Consider the following 25,669-nt stretch of genomic DNA (forward strand, 5'->3'; position numbering starts at 1 on the left):
TTATAAGAATAGCTTTCATCTAAATTCTATTCTATATGTTTTTATATTAATATTATTTTTAATTTGCAAAAAATAGACAATAAAAAATAAAAATCATTATAAAACAAGTTATTATAAATATTTTTAAAAGCATTTATTCAGCTATACTTAGATACTAAGTCTATATTGATTTTTAATAAATTACCTGAAAGTTGAAAAAAACTAATAAAACCATATTATATCTTAAATAAATAATACCAAATAAAATAAGCTAATAAGTCAGCAAATAATTTGAAAATAAAAATTATAGCCAGGTAATAAATTAATACATTGACCACTAGCGATAATAAAAAAACAATTGTTATGCATTAGTAATGCATAACCTGTAAATGAAAAATATCCGTTCAGTTTACAATATTATGATAACAAATAGCTTATAACAACATCAGCGATTAGTTATAATTGAATAGCTACTATAAAGCTAACTGAACGATATTTTTAAACCGTCAACAGTTGACACTAAAGTAACGCAATCAATTATATTGTAAATTTTAATTAATAAACCAACTATATAAATTGAAATAATAGTAAGGTTCACGTTATATTAATATCAGTAATGAATGGTTTTTAAACTTAAAAAGAGGCTTATATGCGCTTACTTCATACCATGTTACGGGTTGGCGATCTCCAACGCTCAATTCATTTTTATACTGAAATATTAGGTATGCGTCTATTACACACAAGTGAAAATCCTACGTACAAATACACCCTTGCCTTCGTCAGCTTTGACGATGAAAGTAAAAGTGCCATAATCGAATTAACCTATAATTGTGGTGTTGAGCATTATCAGATGGGTACCGCCTTTGGTCACATTGCATTAGGCGTTGATAATGTTGCAGATACCTGTAGTAGCATAAGGCGAACAGGCGGCAAGGTGGTGACGCGCGAAGCAGGACCAGTAAAAGGTGGCTCAACGATTATTGCATTTGTGGAAGATCCTGATGGCTATCAAATTGAATTGATTGAAAATAAAAATGCCAATAATGCCCTAGGTAACTGACGCTTTTCGTCATTGATCGAGCATCTATCCATACATTTTCTATACTTAAGCCAATTTTATGCACTTTAGCCAAAATTTGGCATAATGTCTTTATTCTCAAGTATAAAGTCTTAAGCAAATGTCTAATAAAAAAAATGGTGTTAACACGCTGGCAAAGCGCTTTCGAGGTTATTATCCTGTCGTTATCGATGTAGAAACTGGTGGGTTTAATGCACAACAAGATGCGCTATTAGAAGTTGCGGTTATGACGCTAAAAATGGATCAAGGGGGTTGGTTAGAGATTGATGAAAAACTCCATTTCCATGTTGAACCTTTTGCAGGAGCAAATATAGAAGCAACTGCACTCGCTTTCACTGGCATCGACCCAACTAATCCTTTACGTAACGCTGTCGATGAGTATACCGCTTTACATGCAATTTTTAAGATGGTTAGAAAAGGCATTAAAAATAATGATTGCAATCGGGCAATTATTGTTGCCCACAATGCCAATTTTGATCATAGTTTTATCATGGCTGCCGCTCAACGAGCAAATCTAAAACGTAATCCGTTCCACCCTTTTGCGACTTTCGATACCGCAACTCTCAGCGGGCTGGTTTTTGGTCAAACAATTTTAGCTAAAGCTTGTTATACCGCAGGGATCCCCTTTGACGGCAAACAGGCGCATGGTGCTCTTTACGACACCGATAGAACGGCATTACTGTTTTGTGAAATCGTCAATAAATGGAAAAAATTAGGTGGCTGGCCACTAATAACCGATTAATAATCAAAGGCAGTGGTAACGCATAATTTTACTGCCTTCTAATTAACTATTTATTTTATAAGGGTTATTTAGCTACTCAGCGCCAGGCTGTTCTGAAGTGCGATATTTATCGGCAGTCGCGGTGACCAATTTCTGTAATTCACCCTGCTGATACATTTCAATAATGATATCGCAACCGCCAATTAGCTCACCATCAACCCATAGCTGAGGAAATGTTGGCCAGTTTGCATACTTAGGTAACTCACTACGAATATCAGAGTTTTGCAAAATATCTACATAAGCAAAGCGTTCACCACAAGCAGAAAGGGCTTGAACCGCCTGGGCAGAGAAACCACAGCTTGGAAATTTAGGTGAGCCTTTCATGTATAAAAGGATTGGATTTTCTTTTACCTGGCGTTCAATTTTTTCTATTGTCGTCATTGTTACTTCCTTAAAAACTAAATCTATTATTTTGCACTACGCGAACATAACATTGATATAGAATACCATTTTCTATCAATACTTGATAACCCTTTGCTGCTATCTTTATTATGTTCCAATCGTATTTAATAAAAACTGATTAATATAATTATCAAGTTATCTATATAAAAAATGATAATTTCAATATGTTTATATTTTTTATTTATCAACTGGTTGTGCGATACGAATAAAAAAGGAGTCTGCAATGTCTTTCCAATTACCGCCATTACCTTATGCTAAAAATGCTTTAGAGCCCCATATTTCTCAAAAAACGTTAGAATACCATTATGGCAAACACCATAGCACTTATGTCAATAATCTAAATAATTTAATTAAAGGGACTAACTTTGAGGGTAAATCATTAGAAGAAATTATAAGAACCGCACATGGAGGCATTTTTAATAATGCTGCCCAAGTTTGGAACCATACCTTTTATTGGCACTGCTTAGCGCCTAATGCCGGTGGCAAACCAACAGGTCAAATAGCTGAGGTCATTAATCAACATTTTGCTGATTTTGAAAAATTTAAGCAGCAGTTTACCGATGCGGCGATTAAAAATTTTGGTTCAGGCTGGACATGGTTAGTCAAACAGGCAAATGGAAAGCTCTCTATCGTCAATACTTCTAATGCCGCAACACCAGTCAGCGGTGATGATAAACCATTACTGACTGTTGATATATGGGAGCATGCTTACTACATTGATTATCGTAATGCACGGGCAGAATATTTGACAAACTTTTGGTCGCTGGTTAACTGGCAATTTGTCGAACAAAATTTGTTGCCATAATTTATTGGATATGATTTGAAAAAGCGTTAAAAGTTAAACAGCCATAACAGGCTCCTGGCTATGGCTGTTATTAAATATTGTCACGAACAGCAATTACATAATTAATATTAAATACCATCATAAATTACATTATTTATAATACTAGGTTAGTAAATAAACGAATTTTATCATTGACCTAGCCGCTACATAACTGTGAGTTTTTCTCTTAATTATTCGTCTATTGCTCAGTTAATTGATGGATCATCATCTTCAATTGGTGCTCTAACTAAAGAAATGCTTTCATTTGGCATTTCAGCTTCATCATTAACAGTAAGCGCTGAGTTTTCCCTTAAAATTGCCCGATATTCTGCTGCTCTTATTGCCTACGAGTTTCGCACCAATAAAAAAATGCTCTATTTTTAAGTTTAATTCAGCATAATATATAAATAGACAAAATCTTATAAATTAAAAGCAACTTATTGTAATTTAAACAAATTTATACGTTTTAGTAACTTGCAAATTAACCATTGCTTTTAAGCCATTTCTGGAATTTTATATGCCTATGCGAAACTCGTGTATTAATTTCTCGTTGATAGCATGAATAGTAATAACTACAATATCATAATGAGTTATATATCATTCAAATGATTCAACTGACAATTTAGTGGCCAGTTGCAATAATAAGGCATGATATTTATACTTGTGCCACTTGCTTTATCGTTATTAAATACCAGTGGATTTTTAGCTATTCGTTACGGCGTATAACCTATATCAAAACAAAAAACTGATATAAACACCGCAATTAATTAATAAAATACTGCTATAAAACCTGTAGATTAATTGTCATGAAAAAAACCAAAATTGTTTGTACTATCGGCCCTAAAACTGAATCTGAAGAAAAACTCTCACAATTACTTAATGCTGGCATGAATGTCATGCGGCTAAATTTCTCACATGGTGATCATGAAGAACATGGTCAACGCATTAAAAATCTACGTGCTGTCTGTAGCCCAAAAAACCAACAGGCTGCGATATTATTAGATACAAAAGGGCCAGAGATCCGCACAATGCGGCTTAAAGATGGGAACGATGTATCGCTAATCGCTGGACAAAATTTTACCTTTACCGCCGACACCTCAGTGATTGGTAATCAAGACCGGGTTGCTGTGACCTACACCGGTTTACCTGGTGACCTTAAACCAGGTAATACTATTCTGGTTGATGATGGCTTAATTGGCATGGAAGTTTTATCCGTTACCACTAATGATGTCATCTGTCGGGTACTTAATAATGGCGATTTAGGTGAAAATAAAGGCGTTAATTTACCTGGCGTTTCAATTGGCTTACCTGCACTGGCGGAAAAAGATAAACAAGATCTGATTTTTGGTTGCCAGCAAGGCGTTGATTTTGTTGCTGCTTCCTTTATCCGTAAACGCGCTGATGTAGAAGAAATCCGCGCCCATCTAGCGCAGCATGGTGGTAAAAATATCCAAATAATCTCTAAAATTGAGAACCAAGAAGGATTAAATAACTTCGATGAAATTTTAGAAGCCTCTGATGGGATAATGGTGGCACGTGGTGATCTTGGCGTCGAGATCCCGGTTGAAGAAGTTATCTTTGCGCAGAAAATGATGATCGAAAAATGCGTTGATGCCCGTAAAATTGTCATTACGGCCACCCAAATGTTAGATTCGATGATCAAAAATCCCCGCCCTACTCGTGCTGAAGCCGGTGATGTTGCTAATGCTATTTTAGACGGTACAGATGCCGTTATGCTATCTGGTGAAAGCGCGAAAGGAAAATATCCTATCGAAGCGGTAAAAATTATGGCGACTATTTGCGATCGTACCGATCGTGTTATGCCAAGCCGCATTGATAATAGTAAAATAAACCAAAAATTACGCATTACTGAAGCAGTTTGTCGTGGTGCGGTTGAAATGGCGGAAAAGTTAAACTCTCAATTGATTATCGTGGCAACCTATGGCGGTAAATCAGCAAAATCAGTACGCAAATATTTTCCAACAGCACCGATCCTTGCTTTAACAACTAATGAAGAAACTGCCCGTCAATTATTATTAGTTAAAGGCGTTATTCCACAACTAGTCAAAGAAATTGCCTCTACAGACGATTTTTATCGTATTGGTAAACAAGTTGCTTTAGCCAATAATATGGCCGAAAAAGGTGAAGTTGTTGTTATGGTTTCAGGTGCATTAGTGCCAAGTGGTACAACAAATACCTCATCTGTCCATATCTTATAATTCTATTAGCCAAATAAATTCCTCCAAATAAAATAGTGGGGAATTTATTTTTTCTTTTTTTAATAAAGAAAAATTAGAGCGCTAATATCTAATATTGGTAATTTATAATCAAAAAACCTATTAATCATTTTTGCCATTGAGCATTTATTTAAGACGCATTCTATTAGCCAAAAAATAATATTTCCAGCCCAAAAGATCATAATCGACATGTTATTTAAAAAATAACTGTTATCGCGTTAATTTTATTTTATATCTGCAGTAAAAAATAATTGACAAAATAACGCCATGAGATAATTAAAAATTGCCGTCTACTCAACCAAAATGAACAAAAAACAAACAAATTTATTGTCTTCACGAGTTTCGCAACAATAAAAAAACGCTCTATTTTTAAGTTTAATTCAGCATAATATATTAAATAGACAAAATCTTATAAATTAAAAGCAATTTATTGTAATTTAAACAAATTTATACGTTTTAGTAACTTGCAAATTAACCATTGCTTTTAAGCCATTTCTGGAATTTTATGTGCCTGTGCGAAACTCGTGTATGTAATCAATACAGCCGTTTTTGGCTGTAAATTTGAAAACAGTCACCCAACCGTAGCCTCGTAAGTGTATTGGAGTTTCTTCTTCTGAGATGTCTAACTTGTTCAGTTGTTTGTTATGGTTAACAATCCTGTTTTTTCTCAGCGTGGTTACCCAGACCCAACCATGAGAGCGAATTGATTTCAGATTGTCCAGGCTAGAATACCAGGCATCCATCACTACCGCTTCTGGTATGATCCCTCTTTTTTTAGCAAGAGCGAGCATTTCGGAAAAGTGCGTGTTTTTTGTTTTTCCATCAGAATCTTTATCATAAATACGATAATCAATAGGAATTGATTCAACAGTTGTTAGATTATGCCAACGTAAATTAACTAAACCTATGCCAGCAATAACATCATGTTCATTACCTGAATATTGATAATGGACCATCTCTATCACGAGTTTCGCACAGGCATATAAAATTCCAGAAATGGCTTAAAAGCAATGGTTAATTTGCAAGTTACTAAAACGTATAAATTTGTTTAAATTACAATAAATTGCTTTTAATTTATAAGATTTTGTCTATTTAATATATTATGCTGAATTAAACTTAAAAATAGAGCGTTTTTTTATTGTTGCGAAACTCGTGTCTATTTTCTATTACGTGTTTTGGCAATCAATGTATCATCGGCAATTAGTACCCAAGGGCTTTTTTGTCTATAGAAGGTTGAACTAATCGCCATAAGTCTTTAGGTCGAAAACATCTACTTTTTAGCCATCGGCTAACAGTGTCATGAGATAAAAGCGATGGGCTTACTTCTGATAACGCCAAACCAGAGTATCTTACACTGCTTACTTGTAAGAATGTTTTGTAGATATCTTTAATGCATGGATAAACTGACAAAATATAAACATCCTAATTTTTTCTTGTTTTGAACTTTATACTTCTTTTTCGGAGCTTGCGAAACTCGTGTTTAAGTAGAAAATATTATAATTAAGTACTAGCATAAGAATAAGTAAGTATTCTGCCTGAATTTGAAAAAAATCTAATAATTCAAAGTTAGAGACAGAAATTTATTCTCTGTTTTACTAGGAATGTGTAATACTTACCTTGCTACTTGGAGATTAACATAAATCTAGAGGGTAATATAATGAAGCGTACTAAAGTTGTACTAGGCTCTATCATTCTGGCTTCTGCTTTGTTAGCAGGCTGTTCAAACAGTAGCCAAATTAACAAACTGTCCTCAGATGTACAAACGTTAAACGGTAAAGTCGATCAACTATCCAATGACGTTCAGTCATTACGTACTGATGTTCAGACTGCTAAAGATGAAGCTGCTCGTGCTAATCAACGTTTGGATAATCAAGTTCGTAGATATAAAAAGTAATCCAATTGCATTTAACGGATCACTCGATATAATAATAAGGCACCCGATGGGTGCCTTATTATTTATTACATACAACTAATTTTTAATAATACCATTATCTGATCATTAATTAATTCACTATTTTTTATAAAATAGAGTAAATCTACTCATAATACATCGCCATCTAATATTAATTTATTAGGTCTTATTTACCCTAACCGGCATTCCTGAGCGACGTTCTACGGCTTGAGCAACTAATCTCTGATCAATACCAGGTTGTTGCAAAAATGCCTTAAACTCATTGCTATATACTAATGGCATCGTTTGCGGATCATCAGATTCACGTTTAGATAATGGTTGGTGAACTTCGATGTAATAGCTTCCATCTGGCTCTTTAGAGTACTTAATCGGTTCATTAATTACCTGTACGCGAGTTCCTACCGGTATAGAGTAGAATAATGCTTCTATATCCTCAGGTCTTAAACGAATACAACCGGAACTAACACGTAATCCAATACCAAAATTGGCATTAGTACCATGGATCAAATATTGTCCCTTACCATAAGATAATCGCAAGGCATAAAGCCCCATAGGATTATCAGGCCCTGCTGGAAATACCGCCGGCAAAATAACGCCATCGGCAGCATAACGTTTACGAATATTCGGCGTCGGTGTCCAGGTTGGATTTTTAATTAATTGACTAACAGTCATCACCATTTTAGGAGTATTGGCGCCCAATTGGCCGATACCAATAGGGTAAACCATGACTTTATTGCTTCCTTTAGGAAAATAATACAGTCGCAATTCGGCTAAATTAACGATGATACCATCACGCTTAGTCGCAGGTAATAACATTTGTGATGGAATAATCAATGTTTTACCCGCTTTAGGTAAATAAGGATCGGTTCCTGGATTAGCTTCCAACATACCCAGCAAACCTATCTGAAATTCACTTGCAATAGCTTCCAGTGGACGCCCATCATTAGGCACCACATAATGACTATTTTCTCCAATTAAGCGTGCTGTAGTGGATGGCAAGGAGTATTCAGCAGCACTGACATTGAAAGTCAGCCCGCTTAAAAACAACAAACCGATAAAAAATAGAATTCTCTTCATACTTTTTCCTCCTAAGGAACGTACAAAGTTTATCTGATGAATAAGCGTCACTTTAATAATATCAGTAGTTAACTAAATGTTTAAGTGCTTGATTGGATAATTTTTTCGGCTCGCTGGCGGATTGTTCTGATCATAGCATGCAATCCCTGGCTTCTTGATGGCGTTAAATGCTGCTCCAATGACAATTTTTGAAAAAATGCTTTGCTATCTGTGATCAAAATTTGTTGTCCGGTTTTATTTTGAAAAATAATTATTACTAATGCAATCAAACCCTTAACTATAGAAGCATCGCTGTCACCAGCAAATTGGATCCTACCGTCACTATCTGGCTCCATAACAATCCAAACCTGGCTTTGACAACCTGAGACCTGATTTTTCACTTGTTTTTGTCTATCGCTAAGAGGTAATAATTTTTCCCCTAATTCAATTAAATAAAGATATCGCTCTTCCCAGTTTTGACAACGTGAAAAATTACGCAACAATTTATTCTCATCAGGTAAGGCTGACATCATTCTACCCTTATATGTACTTTAAAACAGATTAAGCTAGTAATTTTTCAATATGTTGTAGTTTTTCAACCAAAATATCAATCTCTTCTTTAGTAGTATAAACCGCGAGCGAAGCTCGGCACATAGCTGGTACTTGATAAAAATCCATCAATGGCAACGCACAATGGTGGCCTGTCCGTATTGCAATCGCATAATTATCTAAAAAACTACCGACATCATAAGCATGATGCTCGCCTAAATTGAAGGCAATAACTCCTTGGCGCTCATCTGAGCCGTAAAGACGCAAAGAGTTTACCGTACTTAAACGATGATTAGCATACTGCATTAATGCAGTTTCATGAGCAGATATTTGTTGATAACCAATATTATTAACATAACGTAATGTCTCACCTAAACCAATAATGCCAACGATATTGGGTGTGCCTGCTTCAAATCGCGATGGCGCCTTTTCGTAAGTGATATTTATTATTGCTGGCTCAGATAACGTCATACTCACTTTATCAATCATGGCTCCCCCACCTTGCCAAGGTGGTAAAGCATTTAATAAGGCCTTTTTGCCATATAAAACACCAATACCAGTAGGCCCATACAGTTTGTGACCGGAAAAAACATAAAAATCACAATCTAAATCTTGGACATCAATCATTTGGTGCACAATACTTTGCGCACCATCAAGCAAAACATGCAATTGTGCTGCTTTTTGCTCTGCACATTGGCGCGCATAAGCAATAATCTGTTTTACTGGATTAACGGTTCCCAAAACATTCGACATGTGGGTAAAAGAGAGTAATCGCGTCCGGCTATCGATTAACCTATCTAATTGTTCAAAAATTAATTTCCCATCATTATCAATAGGTAATATACGAATATCAAAACCAATCTGGCCTGCAAGCAGATGCCAAGGAACTATATTAGCGTGATGTTCCATTTGGCTAATGATAATATTATCGCCTGGTTTGATAAAACCATGTCCATAACTATTAGCAATTAAATTTATGCCTTCCGTTGTTCCTTTAACAAAAACAATTTCTTCAGCATTAGCAGCATGAATAAAATCAGCGACTTGCTGACGAACATTTTCCACCATCGCCGTGGCTTCACTACTCAAGCGATGGATCCCTCGATGTACCGCCGCATAGTGATGACAAAGAAATTGCCTTTCCTTTTCTATCACTTGAAGCGGTTTTTGCGCACTGGCAGCACTATCCAAATAAACCAACGGTTGATCGTTAATTTTTTCTGCCAGCATAGGAAAATCTTTGCGAATGGATGCCACTGAAAATGTCATATTAAATCCCTGCCAAGCGTTGCCGAATAATATCCATTACCTTGTTACTTACACCTTCACTATCAATAGCTTCGATGACTTCAGCTGCAAAGGCCACCATAATCATATGTTTTGCATCATTGAGATGAATACCCCGTGAACGTAAATAAAACAGCTGTTCATCATCAATCCGGCCTACTGTAGCGCCATGACTACACTTAACATCATCAGCATAAATTTCTAACTGCGGTTTGGTGTCAATTTCGGCTTGTTTACCTAATAACAAGTTATTATTTGTCATTTGGCCATCGGTTTTAAATGCCTGTGGCGCAACTTTAACCATACCATTAAAAACAGCTTTACTTTCATCTTGCGCGATCGTTTTATGCAACTGGCGACTTTCACAAAATGGCTGATTATGTTCAAGATAAGTTCTGGTATCAACAATTTCTCTATTTTGTGGCAACAATAAGCTATTGAGTGTTAATCTGCTACCCGCTCCATTTAATTTCACACTGGTATGATGGCGAAGTAATGCTGAGCCGATAAAAATACCGCTACTGTTTATTTGACTATCTCGACCTGACAAGATGTCATTATGGGCAAAATGGTGACTTTGGTTGTTTTCAACGCTAAGTTTGATATGACTAAAATGACTATTATCACCAATATTAGCGGTCAATCGACTGCCTGTCAGATGCGGCTTATCATCAACAGAAACAAAATGTTCAATAACTTGCGATTTGCAATTAGCACCAATCTCTAAATGACAGCGATAGTGACTAGTATTAACATAATCATGGTGATTTGAACCAGAGGTAATATTCAATATATAAAGCGGTTTTTCTACCTGTTGATTAGCGGCCAATTTAATCATTAGGGGTTGAGCAGCCAGACTCTCAGTTAAATACAGGAATATTTCATCGGTCACGATAGGCGCCGGAAGCTTTGCCTGCGCATCCATCATTTGAATCTGATAAGGGCCAAAGTTATCGCTACTTAAGGCAGGGATAAGACATCCATCAAACAAAACAATTCGCCAGCCCTCAAGGGAGATAGCCAGCTGTTTTAATTGCTCAGCAGTAATTGTGTTAACTTTATCACTATTTAATTGGTATTGAGCGTTAAGTACTTTTGCCAACGGCGTATAATGCCACTCTTCATGACGAAATGGCGGAAAACCAATTTTTTCTACCTGCTGCCAATAGGCCTGAGCTTGTTTTTCATTTGCTCTTTTACTGGCATAAAAAAGTGCCGCAAAGCTTTTTAGCGCCTGTTGATTTAACTTTGTGACTTGCTGCTGTTTTTCTGCTCTTTCACTGTTAGTCAATAAGCCAGCCATAGCCTTGTACCTCCAGTTTTTTGGCCAAGGTAAAATCACCTGATTGAATAATTTTGCCTTGATGGAGAACATGAACAAAATCAGGCTGTACATAATCCAAAATACGCTGATAGTGAGTGACGATGATAAAAGCTCTTTCAGCGCTACGAAGTGAGTCCACGCCATTAGCCACAACTTTTAAGGCATCAATATCAAGACCCGAGTCGGTTTCATCTAAAATACATAACTCAGGCTCTAACGCTGCCATCTGTAAAATATCATTGCGCTTTTTTTCTCCACCAGAGAAACCGACATTAACTGATCGAGTAAGTAAATCTTTCGGCATATCAAGTAGTTCAATTTTATCTTCAATAAAATCCTGAAAATCAAATCTATCTAGTGGTGGCTGCTTACGATACTCTCTTACTGCATTAACCGAGGTTTGTAAGAAAAATTGATTACTTACGCCAGGAATTTCCACCGGATATTGAAAGGCTAAAAATATACCTTCACCTGCACGTTCTTCCGGCGATAACTCAAGCAAATTTTTATTTTTGAATAGAATTTCACCCTGTTCTACTTGATATTTTTCACGTCCTGCCAGTGTCGCTGATAATGTACTCTTGCCTGATCCATTAGGCCCCATGATTGCATGTACTTCACCCGCTTTTACTTCTAGATTTAATCCGTTAAGAATTTGATTACCTTCAATACTAACATTTAAATTTTTAACACTTAACATTTCATTGGCCTTTGAATAACTGAGTATTCTTTTAATAGGAACCATCAACCCACACTATGTTCCAAACTAATTGCTAACAATTTTTGTGCTTCAACGGCAAACTCTAATGGTAATTCAGAAAAGACATCTTTACAGAAACCATTTACGATCATGGAAATGGTGTCATCCTCACTAATACCTCGTTGCAAACAATAAAAGAGTTGATCTTCACCAATACGAGATGTTGTAGCTTCATGCTCTAACTGTGCGCTACTATTTTTTACTTCAATATAAGGAAAAGTATGCGCGCCACATTGAGTGCCAATTAACATAGAATCACATTGGGTATAATTTCTGGCGTTTTCTGCCGTCGGTAAAATCTTTACTAAACCGCGGTAACTATTTTGACTACGACCGGCTGAGATCCCTTTGGAGATGATGGTGGAATGCGTATTCTTACCAATATGGATCATTTTTGTACCGGTATCAGCCTGTTGATTACCATTGGTTAATGCCACTGAAAAGAATTCCCCCACCGAATTATCCCCTTGCAAAATAACACTGGGATATTTCCAAGTAATAGCCGAACCTGTTTCAGACTGTGTCCAGGACATTTTAGCATTCTCTCCCTCACATAAAGCGCGTTTGGTGACAAAGTTTAAAATGCCACCGGTTTCACTTTCACCACCTGAAAACCAGTTTTGTACGGTAGAATATTTTACTTCAGCATCTTTATGAATAATAACTTCAACTACCGCAGCATGTAATTGATAGCTATCTCGCACCGGAGCAGAGCATCCCTCAATATAACTAACGCAACTACCTTCATCAGCAATCAAGATAGTGCGCTCAAACTGACCGGTCTTAGCCGAATTAATACGAAAATAGGTTGATAATTCCATCGGGCAACGAACCCCTCTTGGCACATAAACAAATGTCCCATCAGAAGCGACAGCAGAATTTAATGCCGCAAAAAAATTGTCTCGATTAGAAACGACCGTACCAATATATTTTTTTACTAACTCAGGATACTGTTGGATAGCTTCACCAAAAGAGCAAAAAATAATACCAAGTTTCGCTAATTCGCTACGATAAGTTGTTGAAACAGAAACAGAGTCAAAAATAGCATCTACCGCAACCGATTTACCCTCACGGACTGGTACACCAAGTTTATTGAATGCTTCTTCAACTTCGGCGGTCAGATAATTATTGCTATGCTCACCCCCACCCGCTGCCGATGAATCAGTTTCAGTTTGACAAGTATCATCGCAACTATTGCAGGATGGCGCTGCATAATAACTATATTGCTGGTAGTTTAAATCAGGATAATAGCCTTTAAGCCAGTGTGGTTCTTCCATACCCAACCAATGTTGATAAGCCTCTAAACGAAACTGCAACATCCAATCAGGTTCATTACGTTTGGCTGAAATAGCTTTGATGACCTCTTCATTGAGACCTTTAGCTAATTCATCCGTTGCAACCTGAGTGAAAAAACCCTCTTTATAACGATGCTCCGCTAACCATTGTTGAACATCATCACTAATTTCTATATTACGCTGTGACATAATTTAATTCACTTAAATACCAAAGCTTTCACCACAACCACAAGCGTGTTGAGCCTTAGGATTATTAAATTTGAATACTTGATTAAGTCCCTCACGAACATAATCAACCTCAGTACCATCAATAAATGGCATTGCTTTTAGAGGAACAAAAAGTTTGGCGCCATTATTTTCAAACAGCAAATATTCTTTAGTTGGATTATCTATCAATGCAATGACATAACCAAATCCTGCACAACCTGATTGCTTGATATTAAGAGATAATCCCTGACTAGCAGGATTTTTTTTCATTAATTTAAGAATTTGAGCAACTGCTTTATCGGTTATGGTAAGGCCCTGCCAAGTTGTTTCATTCAAAGAAAAAGTATCAACATGCTCTGCCATTATTGACCTCACGAAACTAATATTTTGACTAGATTACACTATCAATGTAACTAGACTTTTTTTGCTTAATATATATATGGTAATGATAACATTTCTCACTTCAACTATTTATTTTAAGCGGATATTTTAATTAGAGTGTTTTTTCAGCAAAAAATGGCGTTTATTTTACGATTTTCAATTTATCAATCAGATTAACATATTGATAAATATTAAAAAAATAAAATTAACTCGCAAATTCAGCAATATTTAACGTGACGAACAAAGTATCGCTAAATCATCGAGTTTTTGTCGTTTAGTTATCCTTAAATGTTAACCATTAAATGATTACTGTTGTCAAACGACAAATACAACTTAGTCTTAATTGTTCATCAAAGATTTTTATCGACCAGACTTGTTGCCGGCGACCTAAATGAATTGTACTACATACACCGCGGACTTTTCCTGAAGATACCGGCCTAATATGGCTAGCATTAATTTCGGTACCAACTACTTTTTGATTATCTTGAGTACAGAGATAACCAGCTATCGAGCCTAACGATTCGGCTAATACCACCGAAGCACCACCATGTAGTAATCCAAACGGCTGCATGGTACGTTGATCAACCGGCATTGTTGCTTCAATAGTATCATCACTGATACTTAACATAACAATCCCTAAATGGGATAACATACTGTTACCACTCCAACTATTAATTTCTTCGAGGGTATAAGAACGTTGCCAAATCATTTAAATATCTCCAATAACGCTTGTAAAGGATGTTTTATTGTTTCATTTTCAATTCGTTTTACTTGACTGCGACAAGAGTAACCTGTTGCTAGACAACGTGTTTTGTGTAATTTTTGTAATCGATTTCCCCAAGATAAGGCATAAATTCCCTTTGAATTAGCTAGATGTTTAACCTCATGACCATAAGTTCCTGCCATGCCGCAACAACCAACATTAACATTAATAAGTTGACGACCAAACTGAGCAAAAATTTTAATCCATTGCTGAGCACTATCAACTAACTATGACATTTCGGTACAATGCCCTAATAGATACCATTTTTTAGCCGTTAACTTCGCTACTGGCTTTGGCGCTAATACTGTCATCAGCCACTAATTAACTAATTTAACACGAGTTTCGCACAGGCATATAAAATTCCAGAAATGGCTTAAAAGCAATGGTTAATTTGCAAGTTACTAAAACGTGTAAATTTGTTTAAATTACAATAAGTTGCTTTTAATTTATAAGATTTTGTCTATTTATATATTATGCTGAATTAAACTTAAAAATAGAGCGTTTTTTTATTGGTGCGAAAATCGTGTTTAACTTCGAATTTACCCCGTTTATTACCGAGGATCTGGCTATATTCATCGCGATAACAGAGCACTAAAGCTGGATCAATACCGACCATAGGAATTGATAATTGCGCTAAACGGTTAAGAAAATCCGCTGTTTTTTGCGCTGTTTTGGCAAAACGGGTTAAATATCCTTTAATATGCAACGCTTTTCCATTAGCAGAAAATGGCAACAATATAGGCCGATAACCTAATATTTCAATTAAATAGATAAAATCTGCAACTACCTTCGCATCATAATAACTAGTACACGAGTTTCGCACCAATAAAAAAACGCTCTATTTTTAAGTTTAATTCAGCATAATATATAAATAGACAAAATCTTATAAATTAAAAGCAACTTATTGTAATTTAAACAAATTTACACGTTTTAGTAACTTGCAAATTAACCATTGCTTTTAAGCCATTTCTGGAATTTTATATGCCTGTGCGAAACTCGTGTAGTAAATGGATCTTGGACGACAAAAACAAATTGGCTGCGAGTCTCTTCAGGTAAGCTTTCTAATTGTGGCAATGACAGAGACAATGCTGCATGACCAGCTAATTGTTGTTGTAAACTGGATATATACAGTTGAGGAAAATCCGTTAGTCCAATCACCTTGTGACCTAGTGTTTGTATCCACCCTTGCCGTAACATAAAATTAAACCAGCGTGGCTGTTTTGCCATGAGCGGCAAAGTTAATTCAATATTGGCAACCACATAGTCACTAATTGGTCGCAAATAACGACTATAATAGAAGGCTAAAAATTTCGCCCTAAACAAGGGAACATCAATTTTAACCGGGCATTGGGTTGAACACGCTTTACAGGCTAAACAACCCGCCATCGCCTCTTTTACTTCATGGGAAAAATCATACTGTCCACTCTTAGCTCGCAAGGTATGGTATAGGCGTGTTATTTTTTGCGGCCAAGAGAGTTTATAACTATTAATATTTCTGCAAATAACGCTAAGTTTACGCCTTGCTTAACCTGTAATCTTACCCATTCTCGCATTAACGTTACTCGGCCTTTTGGCGAATGAATTCGTTGCTGGGAAATTTTCATTGAAGGACACATTGGACTATTATAGCTAGGCGACTTAATTTTGATTACAGCATATGTATTAAAAACAGGTCATCGATAGTGCATCCTGTTTCCATCTTTTTACGTTTAGCTTGAGACCATTTATGTTCTATAGGATTTAAATCTGGTGAATACACAGGCAAATATTCTATCTGGTGTCCTGCGTTTATAATTGCCTGTTCAATATTCTTACCTTTGTGAAAGCTAGCGTTGTCCATAAAAATAACAGAATTTTCAGGAAGTTCTGGGAGCAATATTTTTGTGATCCAAACATAAAAAACATCACGATTAATATTGCAATCAAATAATCCGATAGCAAAAAGGGTTGTTCCCAATAAAGCGCCAATAACATTTGTTCTTCCCTTAGCACCCCAGTTTTTCAGGCCAAAACAACGGTGACCTTTTGGGGAATAGCCGTGAGTTCGTGGAGTGTCATGTGAAAAACCACTTTCATCAATAAAAACAACAGATTTATCTTTTTTTTCATACTGTTGTCTTTTTTGCTGATGTGCCAGCCTGTCGCTTTCGTTGGTTTTTGGATGGAATAGAGTTTTTTTTTATAGGTTAATCCCAGCTTTTTAAGGGATTGCCAAATAGTCTTTTTACAAACACCGAATCGCTCTGCCCGTTCCTTTTGGTAAGCATCTGGATACTGTTCCACATCTTTTGCTAAAGCATTTTTATCGAGCTTCCTCTTACGTGGCGTTGAATTTTTTGGCTCTGGTCGTTTAAGCCAACGTACTAAAGACGCTTTTCCAATACGGAATTGTTTCGCAGTTTCTCGAATTGTTAAACCTTCGGCTTTCCTTACAGATATTACTTTACGTCGAAAATCAATTGTATAACTCATAACACACCTTGTGATCAAAATTAAGTCGCCTAGCTATAATACTTCTTTGTTGAGGATCACACATATCCATCACCGGGCGAACATGTAATACCCCTGCATCAACATGCCCAAACTGCCATAAGCTAAATTATTGCGGTCAAGCAACGCACGAAATTCAGCAATGTAATCGGCTAAATGCTCCGGTGGCACGCAAGTATCCTCTACGAACGGTATCGGTTTTGCTAATCCTTTAGTATTAGCCAACAGGCCAACTGCTTTTTTTCTCATCGTATAGATATTTTCAATATCTGCTAATTGATAGCATATATGATAATCAAGGATCCCCGAATTACCGGCTTGGATTAACTTATCCAATTGTGAACATAAGCGGGTTAATTGTTGATTAATTTTTTCTTCACTATCCCCACTAAATTCAACAATATTTAATGTTGATAATTTTTTGTCATCAACATCGTTAATTAATTTACTCACTGAATGCCAGATAATATCATCACGCGCTAAAGAGAGGATTTTAGTATCAACCGTTTCCACTGATAATGCTTTGGCTGCCACCATAACTGATGCATTACGTAACGCTGAATCAAATGAGTCATACTTTATATTAACTAATCGTCTTACTTTAAGTAATGGGGTAATATTTAGCTTAGCTTCGGTAATGAAAGCCAGCGTCCCTTCAGAGCCGGTTAAAATTCGGGTTAAACCAAATTGCGTCATAGTATCGTCAAACACGTGTCGCAAATCATAACCGGTTAAAATCTATTTAATCGCGGAAATTTAGCCAAAATTAGCTGTCGCTGCTGACGACAATGGTGATAAACGGTGCGATATATGCGACCAATAGTTTATTGCTGCTGTGAAAAACGCTCCGCCAACTCAACTGTCATCGGATAGGTTTCTAATACCTCTCCACCAAGTAAAATAGCTTTAACACTTAGTACATGATCCGATATTTTACCATAAACTAATGAGCCTTGACCTGATGCATCAGTATTGATCATTCCACCCAAAGTGGCTCGGTTACTGGTTGATAATTCAGGTGAAAAAAAATAACCATTAAGGTGCCAAAAATTGGTTAAGTTGATCTTTTATCACACCAGCTTAGACTCTAACCCATTTTTCTGCCACATTAATTTGCAAAATTTTTTGCATATAGCGCGACATATCAACCACAATGCCTTCAGTCAAAACCTGGCCATTGGTGCCCTGTCCCGCCACCTCTGGGTGTAAAGGTTAATGACTGAAATTGTTTATCAATGGCAAGTTTCGCCAACAATTGAACATCGCTAGTCGAACGTGGATAGACAACAGCTTGAGGTGTAAGTTGATAAATACTATTATCTGTTGCCATTGATAAACGTTCAGCATAACTGGTGGTTAAATCTCAGCTAAAACCTCCGTCTTTTAATGTAGTTAAGATAGGTTGTTATCTACTGACTGATTTGATGAGCGCGTCCTATACGTGGAATCATTATACTAGTAACTCTTTTTAATTAGTGTTCACTTTGCAATTTATGTACTATCTTTGATTGATAATACATACCAGACAAAATTTGGCAATTAACATTTTGTAAACAATACAATTTCCATCATCACCCTACTTTTATTAGATACAAAAAACATGATTAATCATGTAATAGACAATTGATAATATGCACCCATCATTCTTTATAATCAGGCTAATATATGGAAAAAGCGCAATCCCCTAATGATCTACCCAAATTCATTTTTAGCATAATTGCTATTTTATTGATGATAGCTGCATGTTTTTGGGTATTGAAACCATTCATACTTGGTTTTCTCTGGGCAGGCATGGTGGTTATTGCAACCTGGCCATTATTTAAAAAAATTGAAAGCAAACTATGGCATAAAAAATGGCTAGCAAGCATAGCGATGACTCTATTAGTAATATTATTATTTGTTATTCCTTTTGCAATACTAATTGGTAGCATTATTCAAAATAGTGGCCCACTGATTGAATGGGCAAAATCACCAACTGAAATTAGATTACCCGAGCTATTGTGGTTAAAAAACCTACCCTTTATAGGTAATAAACTCTTTTATGGTTGGCATACATTGGTCGCTAATGGCGGTAATACATTAATTGCTAAACTACAACCGTATGTTGGAGAAGCAACCAGCTGGTTCTTAGCGCAAGCCATTAATGCCGGGCGTTTCGTGTTTCATCTTGTCGTAATGTTACTATTTAGTGCATTACTCTACTTGAAGGGAGAAAGCGTTATATTAAGTATTCGGCATTTTGCCATTCGCCTGGCCGGTACACGAGGCGATACCGCGATCCTACTTGCGGGCCAATCAATTCGCGCTGTTGCATTAGGTGTAGTAGTTACCGCATTAATACAAGCGATTACAAGTGGTATTGGTTTAGCTTTAGCAGATATTCCTTATGCTGCAATATTAACAATTCTTATCTTTGTATGTTGTGTTGCCCAACTTGGACCATTATTGATTATGGTACCCTCCATAGTATGGTTATTCTGGTCAGACAATACCAGCTGGGCCATTATTATGATTGTATGGAGCATAATTGTCGCAACAATGGATGGCGTACTACGTCCTATTTTAATAAGGATGGGGGCGAATTTATCGATGATACTTATTTTGATTGGCGTTATTGGTGGAATTTTATCATTTGGCGTAATTGGTCTTTTTATTGGTCCAGTCGTTTTAGCTGTCTCACATAATTTACTAACCACCTGGATGAATGAGGTTTCGAAACCAGCTAAGTTATCAAATAATTTAACCAAATCTAATTTATATAAGAAAGATCCTTAAATTAAAATGATTGACTTAATTAATATTCTTGTTAATCATTATACTTAAATTATTTGAAATTTGTTGCGCTAAAAATTTTCCAAAATACCAAATAATACCGTAGAATTAAATTTCATTAATTTTAACATTAGTATGATTAAATAATAATCTTATATAGTTATACTAGAAAGTGAAATTTACATTAAGATAATTCTTAGTGATAAAACCTTAGAATTATCTTAATATAATGCTTATAGATTAACCTCTTTATAAATTATTGGTTTCAATATTCTTGGCATTATTATGCAATAAAAAATCATGAAACCTACAGAATATTGCTGTGTGTAGTCTTTGCCTGTCAGCCCATGATAGGCTTTTTTTTTCTATTGCGAATAGTAATATTAATGATAATTGATTTATAATGATATTATTAACTTTTATTTATAAAGTCTAAATCGCATCTGCTATAAAATAAGATACTTACCTACAAATATTCATATTTTTAATTAAGCCTGACAAATATTGATTAATAATAATAACATGCATAAACTTTACCTGTTATTCATTTACCACTCAATTGATTATCTAATACCATATATTATTATTTGATTTCTATTATATAACAGTAAATAAACCTTATTCTATATCATAATCTGGTCTGTCATCCATCCAGCTATAATTAAACATATAATTTACAAATTTCAACTATGTTATTTTTTTAACGTCACTGAATATAAATAAAATAGAAAAAATAACCTAAAGTTAACAATAAATAAGTGAATAGAAAACCATGAAAATCAAATAAAAGTTTTAAATGATATATGCTGACTATAATATAAACAAATAAAATCTATTATTTAAAATAATAACATTTTATTATATACACGAGTTTCGCAAGCTCCGAAAAAGAAGTATAAAGTTCATGTATAAGAAATTAATACCCGAAATGGTTACTCATTGACCTGCGCCATGATGAAATCCTTTTTATTTTCTTCTAAATTTTGCCAAAATTATGTTGAAGGTTGAGATTAAGAAACGGAATAGATGGTTAAAAACCGATCAATTATTAATCAATTTTGAACAAAAGGATAGATCTACCCTGTCGTGAGTTTTTATCGCCACCGCAAACAAGCCAGATCATGGTGACGTGCCATAAGTTCTTTACGATTCAATCCAAAATTCATTCCTGCGAAAAGTAATTTTTTCCCACATAAGAGACAAGCAAGTGGATCGACTTTAAAGACGTGTTGATACATGTTTCACCAGGTGATTTTTTTAGCGGGTTTTTTATCTTGCTGGGCTAAAGGATAAACAACCTCCGTTAACATTTTTCGCATCCGTGCTGATGGACTTAAAAAGCCGTAATAGCGGATCATGTGAAACCATTTTTCTGGCACATGAGACGCAAACAGGGTAATAAATTCATCGGATGTCATGACTAGTCTGTAGTGGCATACTAAATTTGGCCACCTAAGTTGAGGTGATATGCTTACCTCATAATTTTTATAGGTGCCGAAATGAGTAAAATAATTACTGCTGAATTTAAATGTGAAACCGCCAAATTAGTCCTTGACCAAAATTACACCTACCAGGAAGCCGCGAAAGGCATGAACGTCAGTCTTTCAGCGATTAGCCGGTGGGTAAGAGCCCTTCGTTTAGAACGTCAAGGGAAAACATCGCCTGGTCTGCCATTAACACCTGAACAAATTGAGTTCAGAGAAATGAAGAAAAAAATCCACCGGCTGGAAATGGAGAATGACATCTTAAAAAAGGCTACTGCGCTCTTAATGTCCGACTCACTGAAAAATTTTCGGTAGTTGAAAAGCTAAGAGTGCTTTATCCGGTGAAAACTTTGTGTCGTATTTTTAATGTTCACCGAAGCAGTTATCGCTATTGGTGTCGGCCTAAGGAGCCAGATATTGAGCGGACGATAAAACGTAGCCTAGTCAGCGAAGCGTGGAACGTTAGTGGCGGCTCTGCTGGCGCAAGGACTATCGCCACGATGGTTACCAATACACACAACGTGAAACTTGGGCGGTGGTTAGCGGGTAAGTTGATGAAAGAATTAATCATCGTCAGTTGCCAAGAGCGAAAACATAAATACAACTGTAGTGGTCAACTAAAATTGGCCACCCTACCTGACTGTTCACGGAACAGTCGCTCTGATTCGTTTGGCGTTAATCCACCGTTATATAGCTAGGCGACTTAATTTTGATTACAGCATATGTATTAAAAACAGGTCATCGATAGTGCATCCTGTTTCCATCTTTTTACGTTTAGCTTGAGACCATTTATGTTCTATAGGATTTAAATCTGGTGAATACACAGGCAAATATTCTATCTGGTGTCCTGCGTTTATAATTGCCTGTTCAATATTCTTACCTTTGTGAAAGCTAGCGTTGTCCATAAAAATAACAGAATTTTCAGGAAGTTCTGGGAGCAATATTTTTGTGATCCAAACATAAAAAACATCACGATTAATATTGCAATCAAATAATCCGATAGCAAAAAGGGTTGTTCCCAATAAAGCGCCAATAACATTTGTTCTTCCCTTAGCACCCAGTTTTTCAGGCCAAAACAACGGTGACCTTTTGGGGAATAGCCGTGAGTTCGTGGAGTGTCATGTGAAAAACCACTTTCATCAATAAAAACAACAGATTTATCTTTTTTTTCATACTGTTGTCTTTTTTGCTGATGTGCCAGCCTGTCGCTTTCGTTGGTTTTTGGATGGAATAGAGTTTTTTTTATAGGTTAATCCCAGCTTTTTAAGGGATTGCCAAATAGTCTTTTTACAAACACCGAATCGCTCTGCCCGTTCCTTTTGGTAAGCATCTGGATACTGTTCCACATCTTTTGCTAAAGCATTTTTATCGAGCTTCCTCTTACGTGGCGTTGAATTTTTTGGCTCTGGTCGTTTAAGCCAACGTACTAAAGACGCTTTTCCAATACGGAATTGTTTCGCAGTTTCTCGAATTGTTAAACCTTCGGCTTTCCTTACAGATATTACTTTACGTCGAAAATCAATTATATAACTCATAACACACCTTGTAATCAAAATTAAGTCGCCTAGCTATATTGGTAACCATCGTGGCGATAGTCCTTGCGCCAGCAGAGCCGCCACTAACGTTCCACGCTTCGCTGACTAGGCTACGTTTTATCGTCCGCTCAATATCTGGCTCCTTAGGCCGACACCAATAGCGATAACTGCTTCGGTGAACATTAAAAATACGACACAAAGTTTTCACCGGATAAAGCACTCTTAGCTTTTCAACTACCGAAAATTTTTCAGTGAGTCGGACATTAAGAGCGCAGTAGCCTTTTTTAAGATGTCATTCTCCATTTCCAGCCGGTGGATTTTTTTCTTCATTTCTCTGAACTCAATTTGTTCAGGTGTTAATGGCAGACCAGGCGATGTTTTCCCTTGACGTTCTAAACGAAGGGCTCTTACCCACCGGCTAATCGCTGAAAGACTGACGTTCATGCCTTTCGCGGCTTCCTGGTAGGTGTAATTTTGGTCAAGGACTAATTTGGCGGTTTCACATTTAAATTCAGCAGTAATTATTTTACTCATTTCGGCACCTATAAAAATTATGAGGTAAGCATATCACCTCAACTTAGGTGGCCAAATTTAGTATGCCACTACACTTCCTGTTTTTTCGTGCGGTGGCTCTTATAGCGTAACGTGATGTTATTATCTTCGCCGGAATAATGTTTTAAGCGACTGAGCAAGGCAGGGGGATTTCTTTAGATAAAATCCGAGATAAAGGGTGACATGGGTAATATTGGAAAGAATATCAGAAAGATTAATATTCCACCCGCGCTTGTCGTGAGTGTTAAGTAATTGATTCCATGATGCTTTACTTCTTCCTTCAGCTTTAAGCTCATCGGGAATGGTGAGCGTGTAATAATGTTTTCTCAATAATGCCGTTATCCGATATCGCCACATTGTCATAATGTTTTCGCGATAAAAGCTGATATCCCGCCAGGTATTCTTTTTAGTCACCCCGCCGGCTGTGGTTGAAAAATGAATATGCGGATGCCATTTTTGGTCTCGTCCCCAGGTATGGATGGCAGTGAAAACGCCCGTGGTGATATTGAGGTCACGGCAGATGGTTAATATCACATCAGCGGCTAATCGATTCATTTTACCGAGAAGCCAACGGTTGGCGCGAATAATAGGCCAATATTCACAAGGCATGGTAAAAGTGATTTGCTGCCAAGGAACTTCGGGTAACCAAGCTAGCGTATTGTTAATCCTTTGTAGGCAAGCTTTGACGCCACAATGTGGGCAGCTTCGACTTTTGCAGGTAAATTTAACCCGTTTCTCAGAATTACATTGAGGGTCAGGACAGCGCCAAATTGACCACCCCATAAGCGAAGCGCCGCAAGCCATAATCTTTACCATGGTTTCCATCACAATAGTGCGGACACTATCGGGGGGTTGGCGATTAAGCCAATTGAGTCAGCGTTGACCAAATTGAAAAACATGACTAAAACGCGGTGACATAAAAGGGATCAAAAGATTGAGACAATAAGCGTGTTGCTTAATAGTGAAATAAGGGTATTTTCGGTGATTGAAGTAAATTTTAGGCTGTTCTGAGATGGAAATTCCAAAGACCGGCACTAAGGAGTAAAAAGGTATCATCAATAAAGGGTCTACGATTCCGTAAAATTTGGGTCATACAACCGAGGCGCTTGATACCCGCGATGGCGTGTTCAACCGTAATACGGATGCCCGAGATTATTTTATTTTCTTGTTTTTGTTCAGGCGATAAAGGTCTTTTTCGAGTTCCTTTTTTTGGGATTTGTGTATTAGGATGCTGTTTATCTATACCTTGAAAACCGGTATCGACCCAGATGGTTACCTCAGGGGGAATATGGCGAATTATATCGACTTTATCGAGTAAGCGTTTATCGTGACGGCGCCCATTTTTGATCATGGGGATAAATCCAATTTTCCTCGTTTCGTCAGTCATAATAAGCCCTTTTCGAGTGGTCTGTCTTTTCTTTCCCGAATACATTTTTTTTCGCCGACGCAGATTCTTAGGCTTTTGGACAGGTCGCTCTGTCCCATCAATAAAGACGTCTTTAACTCCAGGAAAGGCGCGAAAAAATTCCTCAGCAGAGCGAATTTGACGAGCGGGCAAAACACATTCTCGCCCCAAGGTCATCTCTAAAACCGGCAATAATATTTTTACCCAGCGACATACCCGTGTTCTATCTAAACCAAAAAGAAGTCCTTGCAAATCATAGGTCGGATAACATTTTAAATACAATAAAATAAAAAGCAGTTTATCTAATGGGGTTGGGATAAATCCTTTCTGCCCTGCACCCATCTGCCGCTCGTGATCTTTTCGATTCTTTTTCCGATAAATCAAATAACAAGCTGAAAATTCAGCGGCTAAATTTTTCAATTCTTCGACTGATAATCCAATGATTGCTTTACATAAACGATTATCTCGTAACAACCGCTCTTTGTTGATCATTTCAAACCGTTATTTTCTAAGTTAAACCTCTTTTTATTGTCTATAGCGTGACAAAAAATGCAACTCTCTATTCAGCAACTATTTTAATAGCTATCGGGTTATACC

Annotated in this window: 26 protein-coding genes and 6 pseudogenes; 8 read left to right on the forward strand and 24 right to left on the reverse strand. The window is 36.5% G+C overall.

What is annotated here, in order from left to right; all coding sequences use genetic code 11:
- The first annotated feature begins 628 nt into the window (after positions 1 to 628).
- Entirely contained in the window at positions 629 to 1,039 is a 411-nt protein-coding gene (gloA, locus tag AYJ55_RS10865) for a lactoylglutathione lyase (protein WP_063656332.1), read from the forward strand.
- 118 nt (positions 1,040 to 1,157) lie between these two features.
- Positions 1,158 to 1,799 (forward strand): ribonuclease T, encoded by a 642-nt coding sequence (gene rnt / locus AYJ55_RS10870; RefSeq protein WP_063656334.1) that lies wholly within the window; start codon positions 1,158 to 1,160, stop codon positions 1,797 to 1,799.
- 72 nt (positions 1,800 to 1,871) lie between these two features.
- Here the strand turns inward: rnt and AYJ55_RS10875 are convergent, their stop codons facing one another.
- Positions 1,872 to 2,219 (reverse strand): Grx4 family monothiol glutaredoxin, encoded by a 348-nt coding sequence (locus tag AYJ55_RS10875; protein ID WP_063656336.1) that lies wholly within the window; start codon positions 2,217 to 2,219, stop codon positions 1,872 to 1,874.
- 244 nt (positions 2,220 to 2,463) lie between these two features.
- Between AYJ55_RS10875 and sodB the strand changes: the two genes are divergently transcribed.
- From sodB to pykF, 3 genes are all read left to right on the forward strand, one after another.
- Positions 2,464 to 3,045, forward strand: a complete 582-nt coding sequence (gene sodB / locus AYJ55_RS10880) for a superoxide dismutase [Fe] (protein ID WP_063656338.1) — start codon at positions 2,464 to 2,466, stop codon at positions 3,043 to 3,045.
- A gap of 192 nt (positions 3,046 to 3,237) precedes the next feature.
- Positions 3,238 to 3,447 carry a hypothetical protein gene (locus AYJ55_RS28715; RefSeq protein WP_162505476.1) on the forward strand — a complete coding sequence of 70 codons (210 nt, stop codon included), beginning with the start codon at positions 3,238 to 3,240 and terminating at the stop codon, positions 3,445 to 3,447.
- Between the two features lie 422 nt (positions 3,448 to 3,869).
- A complete protein-coding gene (gene pykF, locus AYJ55_RS10885) occupies positions 3,870 to 5,282 on the forward strand; it encodes a pyruvate kinase PykF (RefSeq protein WP_063656340.1) in 1,413 nt (470 codons plus the stop codon).
- Positions 5,283 to 5,827: 545 nt separating this feature from the next.
- Here pykF and AYJ55_RS10890 read toward each other — a convergent pair.
- Positions 5,828 to 6,262 (reverse strand): annotated as a pseudogene (locus AYJ55_RS10890) (transposase); the annotation flags it as partial.
- 238 nt (positions 6,263 to 6,500) lie between these two features.
- Positions 6,501 to 6,710, reverse strand: a complete 210-nt coding sequence (locus tag AYJ55_RS28720; RefSeq protein WP_162505477.1) for a hypothetical protein — start codon at positions 6,708 to 6,710, stop codon at positions 6,501 to 6,503.
- A gap of 247 nt (positions 6,711 to 6,957) precedes the next feature.
- Between AYJ55_RS28720 and AYJ55_RS10895 the strand changes: the two genes are divergently transcribed.
- Complete coding sequence (locus AYJ55_RS10895) at positions 6,958 to 7,194, forward strand: major outer membrane lipoprotein (protein ID WP_063656344.1); 237 nt, start codon at positions 6,958 to 6,960, stop codon at positions 7,192 to 7,194.
- A 177-nt stretch (positions 7,195 to 7,371) separates the two neighbouring features.
- Here AYJ55_RS10895 and AYJ55_RS10900 read toward each other — a convergent pair whose 3' ends face one another.
- The 14 genes and pseudogenes from AYJ55_RS10900 to AYJ55_RS25845 form a co-directional block, all read right to left on the reverse strand.
- Positions 7,372 to 8,289: a L,D-transpeptidase family protein gene (locus AYJ55_RS10900; protein ID WP_162505478.1), complete on the reverse strand. Its 918-nt coding sequence runs from the start codon at positions 8,287 to 8,289 to the stop codon at positions 7,372 to 7,374.
- 80 nt (positions 8,290 to 8,369) lie between these two features.
- Positions 8,370 to 8,798, reverse strand: a complete 429-nt coding sequence (gene sufE / locus AYJ55_RS10905; protein ID WP_063656346.1) for a cysteine desulfuration protein SufE — start codon at positions 8,796 to 8,798, stop codon at positions 8,370 to 8,372.
- Between the two features lie 31 nt (positions 8,799 to 8,829).
- Positions 8,830 to 10,086 carry a cysteine desulfurase SufS gene (sufS, locus tag AYJ55_RS10910; protein ID WP_063656348.1) on the reverse strand — a complete coding sequence of 419 codons (1,257 nt, stop codon included), beginning with the start codon at positions 10,084 to 10,086 and terminating at the stop codon, positions 8,830 to 8,832.
- A gap of 1 nt (position 10,087) precedes the next feature.
- Positions 10,088 to 11,407, reverse strand: coding sequence for a Fe-S cluster assembly protein SufD (gene sufD / locus AYJ55_RS10915; RefSeq protein ID WP_063656350.1), 1,320 nt, complete (start codon positions 11,405 to 11,407; stop codon positions 10,088 to 10,090).
- Positions 11,388 to 12,128, reverse strand: a complete 741-nt coding sequence (gene sufC, locus AYJ55_RS10920) for a Fe-S cluster assembly ATPase SufC (protein ID WP_063656492.1) — start codon at positions 12,126 to 12,128, stop codon at positions 11,388 to 11,390. Before sufC ends, sufD begins: the two co-directional genes overlap by 20 nt.
- Positions 12,129 to 12,172: 44 nt before the next feature.
- Positions 12,173 to 13,672, reverse strand: a complete 1,500-nt coding sequence (gene sufB / locus AYJ55_RS10925; RefSeq protein ID WP_063656352.1) for a Fe-S cluster assembly protein SufB — start codon at positions 13,670 to 13,672, stop codon at positions 12,173 to 12,175.
- Between the two features lie 12 nt (positions 13,673 to 13,684).
- On the reverse strand, positions 13,685 to 14,056 hold the full coding sequence (gene sufA, locus AYJ55_RS10930; protein ID WP_187153238.1) for a Fe-S cluster assembly scaffold SufA: 372 nt from the start codon (positions 14,054 to 14,056) through the stop codon (positions 13,685 to 13,687).
- Positions 14,057 to 14,369: 313 nt separating this feature from the next.
- Positions 14,370 to 14,780: a hotdog fold thioesterase gene (locus tag AYJ55_RS10935; RefSeq protein ID WP_063656356.1), complete on the reverse strand. Its 411-nt coding sequence runs from the start codon at positions 14,778 to 14,780 to the stop codon at positions 14,370 to 14,372.
- Positions 14,777 to 14,977: a hypothetical protein gene (locus AYJ55_RS35905; protein ID WP_063656358.1), complete on the reverse strand. Its 201-nt coding sequence runs from the start codon at positions 14,975 to 14,977 to the stop codon at positions 14,777 to 14,779. The genes AYJ55_RS10935 and AYJ55_RS35905 overlap by 4 nt, the downstream gene beginning before the upstream one ends.
- Positions 14,978 to 15,321: 344 nt before the next feature.
- A complete protein-coding gene (locus AYJ55_RS10945; protein WP_063656360.1) occupies positions 15,322 to 15,657 on the reverse strand; it encodes a (Fe-S)-binding protein in 336 nt (111 codons plus the stop codon).
- Positions 15,658 to 15,779: 122 nt separating this feature from the next.
- Positions 15,780 to 16,220, reverse strand: coding sequence for a (Fe-S)-binding protein (locus AYJ55_RS10950; RefSeq protein ID WP_063656362.1), 441 nt, complete (start codon positions 16,218 to 16,220; stop codon positions 15,780 to 15,782).
- 262 nt (positions 16,221 to 16,482) lie between these two features.
- Positions 16,483 to 16,971, reverse strand: coding sequence for an IS630 family transposase (locus AYJ55_RS25835; RefSeq protein WP_063653499.1), 489 nt, complete (start codon positions 16,969 to 16,971; stop codon positions 16,483 to 16,485).
- Positions 16,972 to 16,988: 17 nt separating this feature from the next.
- A pseudogene (locus tag AYJ55_RS33035) lies at positions 16,989 to 17,306 on the reverse strand (IS630 transposase-related protein); the annotation flags it as partial.
- A 28-nt stretch (positions 17,307 to 17,334) separates the two neighbouring features.
- Positions 17,335 to 18,723: pseudogene (locus tag AYJ55_RS25845) on the reverse strand (FAD-binding oxidoreductase); the annotation flags it as partial.
- Positions 18,724 to 18,989: 266 nt separating this feature from the next.
- On the opposite strand from AYJ55_RS25845, the gene ydiK reads away from it, so the two are divergent.
- The gene (ydiK, locus tag AYJ55_RS10965) at positions 18,990 to 20,099 is read left to right on the forward strand and encodes an AI-2E family transporter YdiK (RefSeq protein ID WP_063656367.1); all 1,110 of its coding nucleotides are present in this window, start codon (positions 18,990 to 18,992) and stop codon (positions 20,097 to 20,099) included.
- Positions 20,100 to 21,190: 1,091 nt separating this feature from the next.
- Here the strand turns inward: ydiK and AYJ55_RS30690 are convergent.
- A complete protein-coding gene (locus AYJ55_RS30690; protein ID WP_187153230.1) occupies positions 21,191 to 21,334 on the reverse strand; it encodes a hypothetical protein in 144 nt (47 codons plus the stop codon).
- 3 nt (positions 21,335 to 21,337) lie between these two features.
- Positions 21,338 to 21,514 (reverse strand): transposase, encoded by a 177-nt coding sequence (locus AYJ55_RS28730; RefSeq protein ID WP_162505479.1) that lies wholly within the window; start codon positions 21,512 to 21,514, stop codon positions 21,338 to 21,340.
- 81 nt (positions 21,515 to 21,595) lie between these two features.
- Between AYJ55_RS28730 and AYJ55_RS33040 the strand changes: the two are divergent.
- A pseudogene (locus AYJ55_RS33040) lies at positions 21,596 to 22,209 on the forward strand (transposase); the annotation flags it as partial.
- Positions 22,210 to 22,293: 84 nt separating this feature from the next.
- Here AYJ55_RS33040 and AYJ55_RS10980 read toward each other — a convergent pair.
- The 5 genes and pseudogenes from AYJ55_RS10980 to AYJ55_RS11005 all read right to left on the reverse strand — a co-directional run bounded on the left by AYJ55_RS10980 (position 22,294) and on the right by AYJ55_RS11005 (position 25,564).
- Positions 22,294 to 22,659, reverse strand: coding sequence for a transposase (locus tag AYJ55_RS10980; RefSeq protein WP_281181110.1), 366 nt, complete (start codon positions 22,657 to 22,659; stop codon positions 22,294 to 22,296).
- 90 nt (positions 22,660 to 22,749) lie between these two features.
- Positions 22,750 to 23,115 (reverse strand): IS630 transposase-related protein, encoded by a 366-nt coding sequence (locus AYJ55_RS10985; protein WP_063655504.1) that lies wholly within the window; start codon positions 23,113 to 23,115, stop codon positions 22,750 to 22,752.
- Between the two features lie 40 nt (positions 23,116 to 23,155).
- A pseudogene (locus AYJ55_RS33045) lies at positions 23,156 to 23,649 on the reverse strand (transposase); the annotation flags it as partial.
- 120 nt (positions 23,650 to 23,769) lie between these two features.
- Positions 23,770 to 24,501 (reverse strand): annotated as a pseudogene (locus AYJ55_RS11000) (IS91 family transposase); the annotation flags it as partial.
- A gap of 163 nt (positions 24,502 to 24,664) precedes the next feature.
- Positions 24,665 to 25,564 (reverse strand): transposase family protein, encoded by a 900-nt coding sequence (locus AYJ55_RS11005; RefSeq protein WP_063656373.1) that lies wholly within the window; start codon positions 25,562 to 25,564, stop codon positions 24,665 to 24,667.
- Positions 25,565 to 25,669 lie beyond the last annotated feature (105 nt).

Source organism: Candidatus Arsenophonus triatominarum (assembly GCF_001640365.1).
GTDB lineage: Bacteria > Pseudomonadota > Gammaproteobacteria > Enterobacterales > Enterobacteriaceae > Arsenophonus > Arsenophonus triatominarum.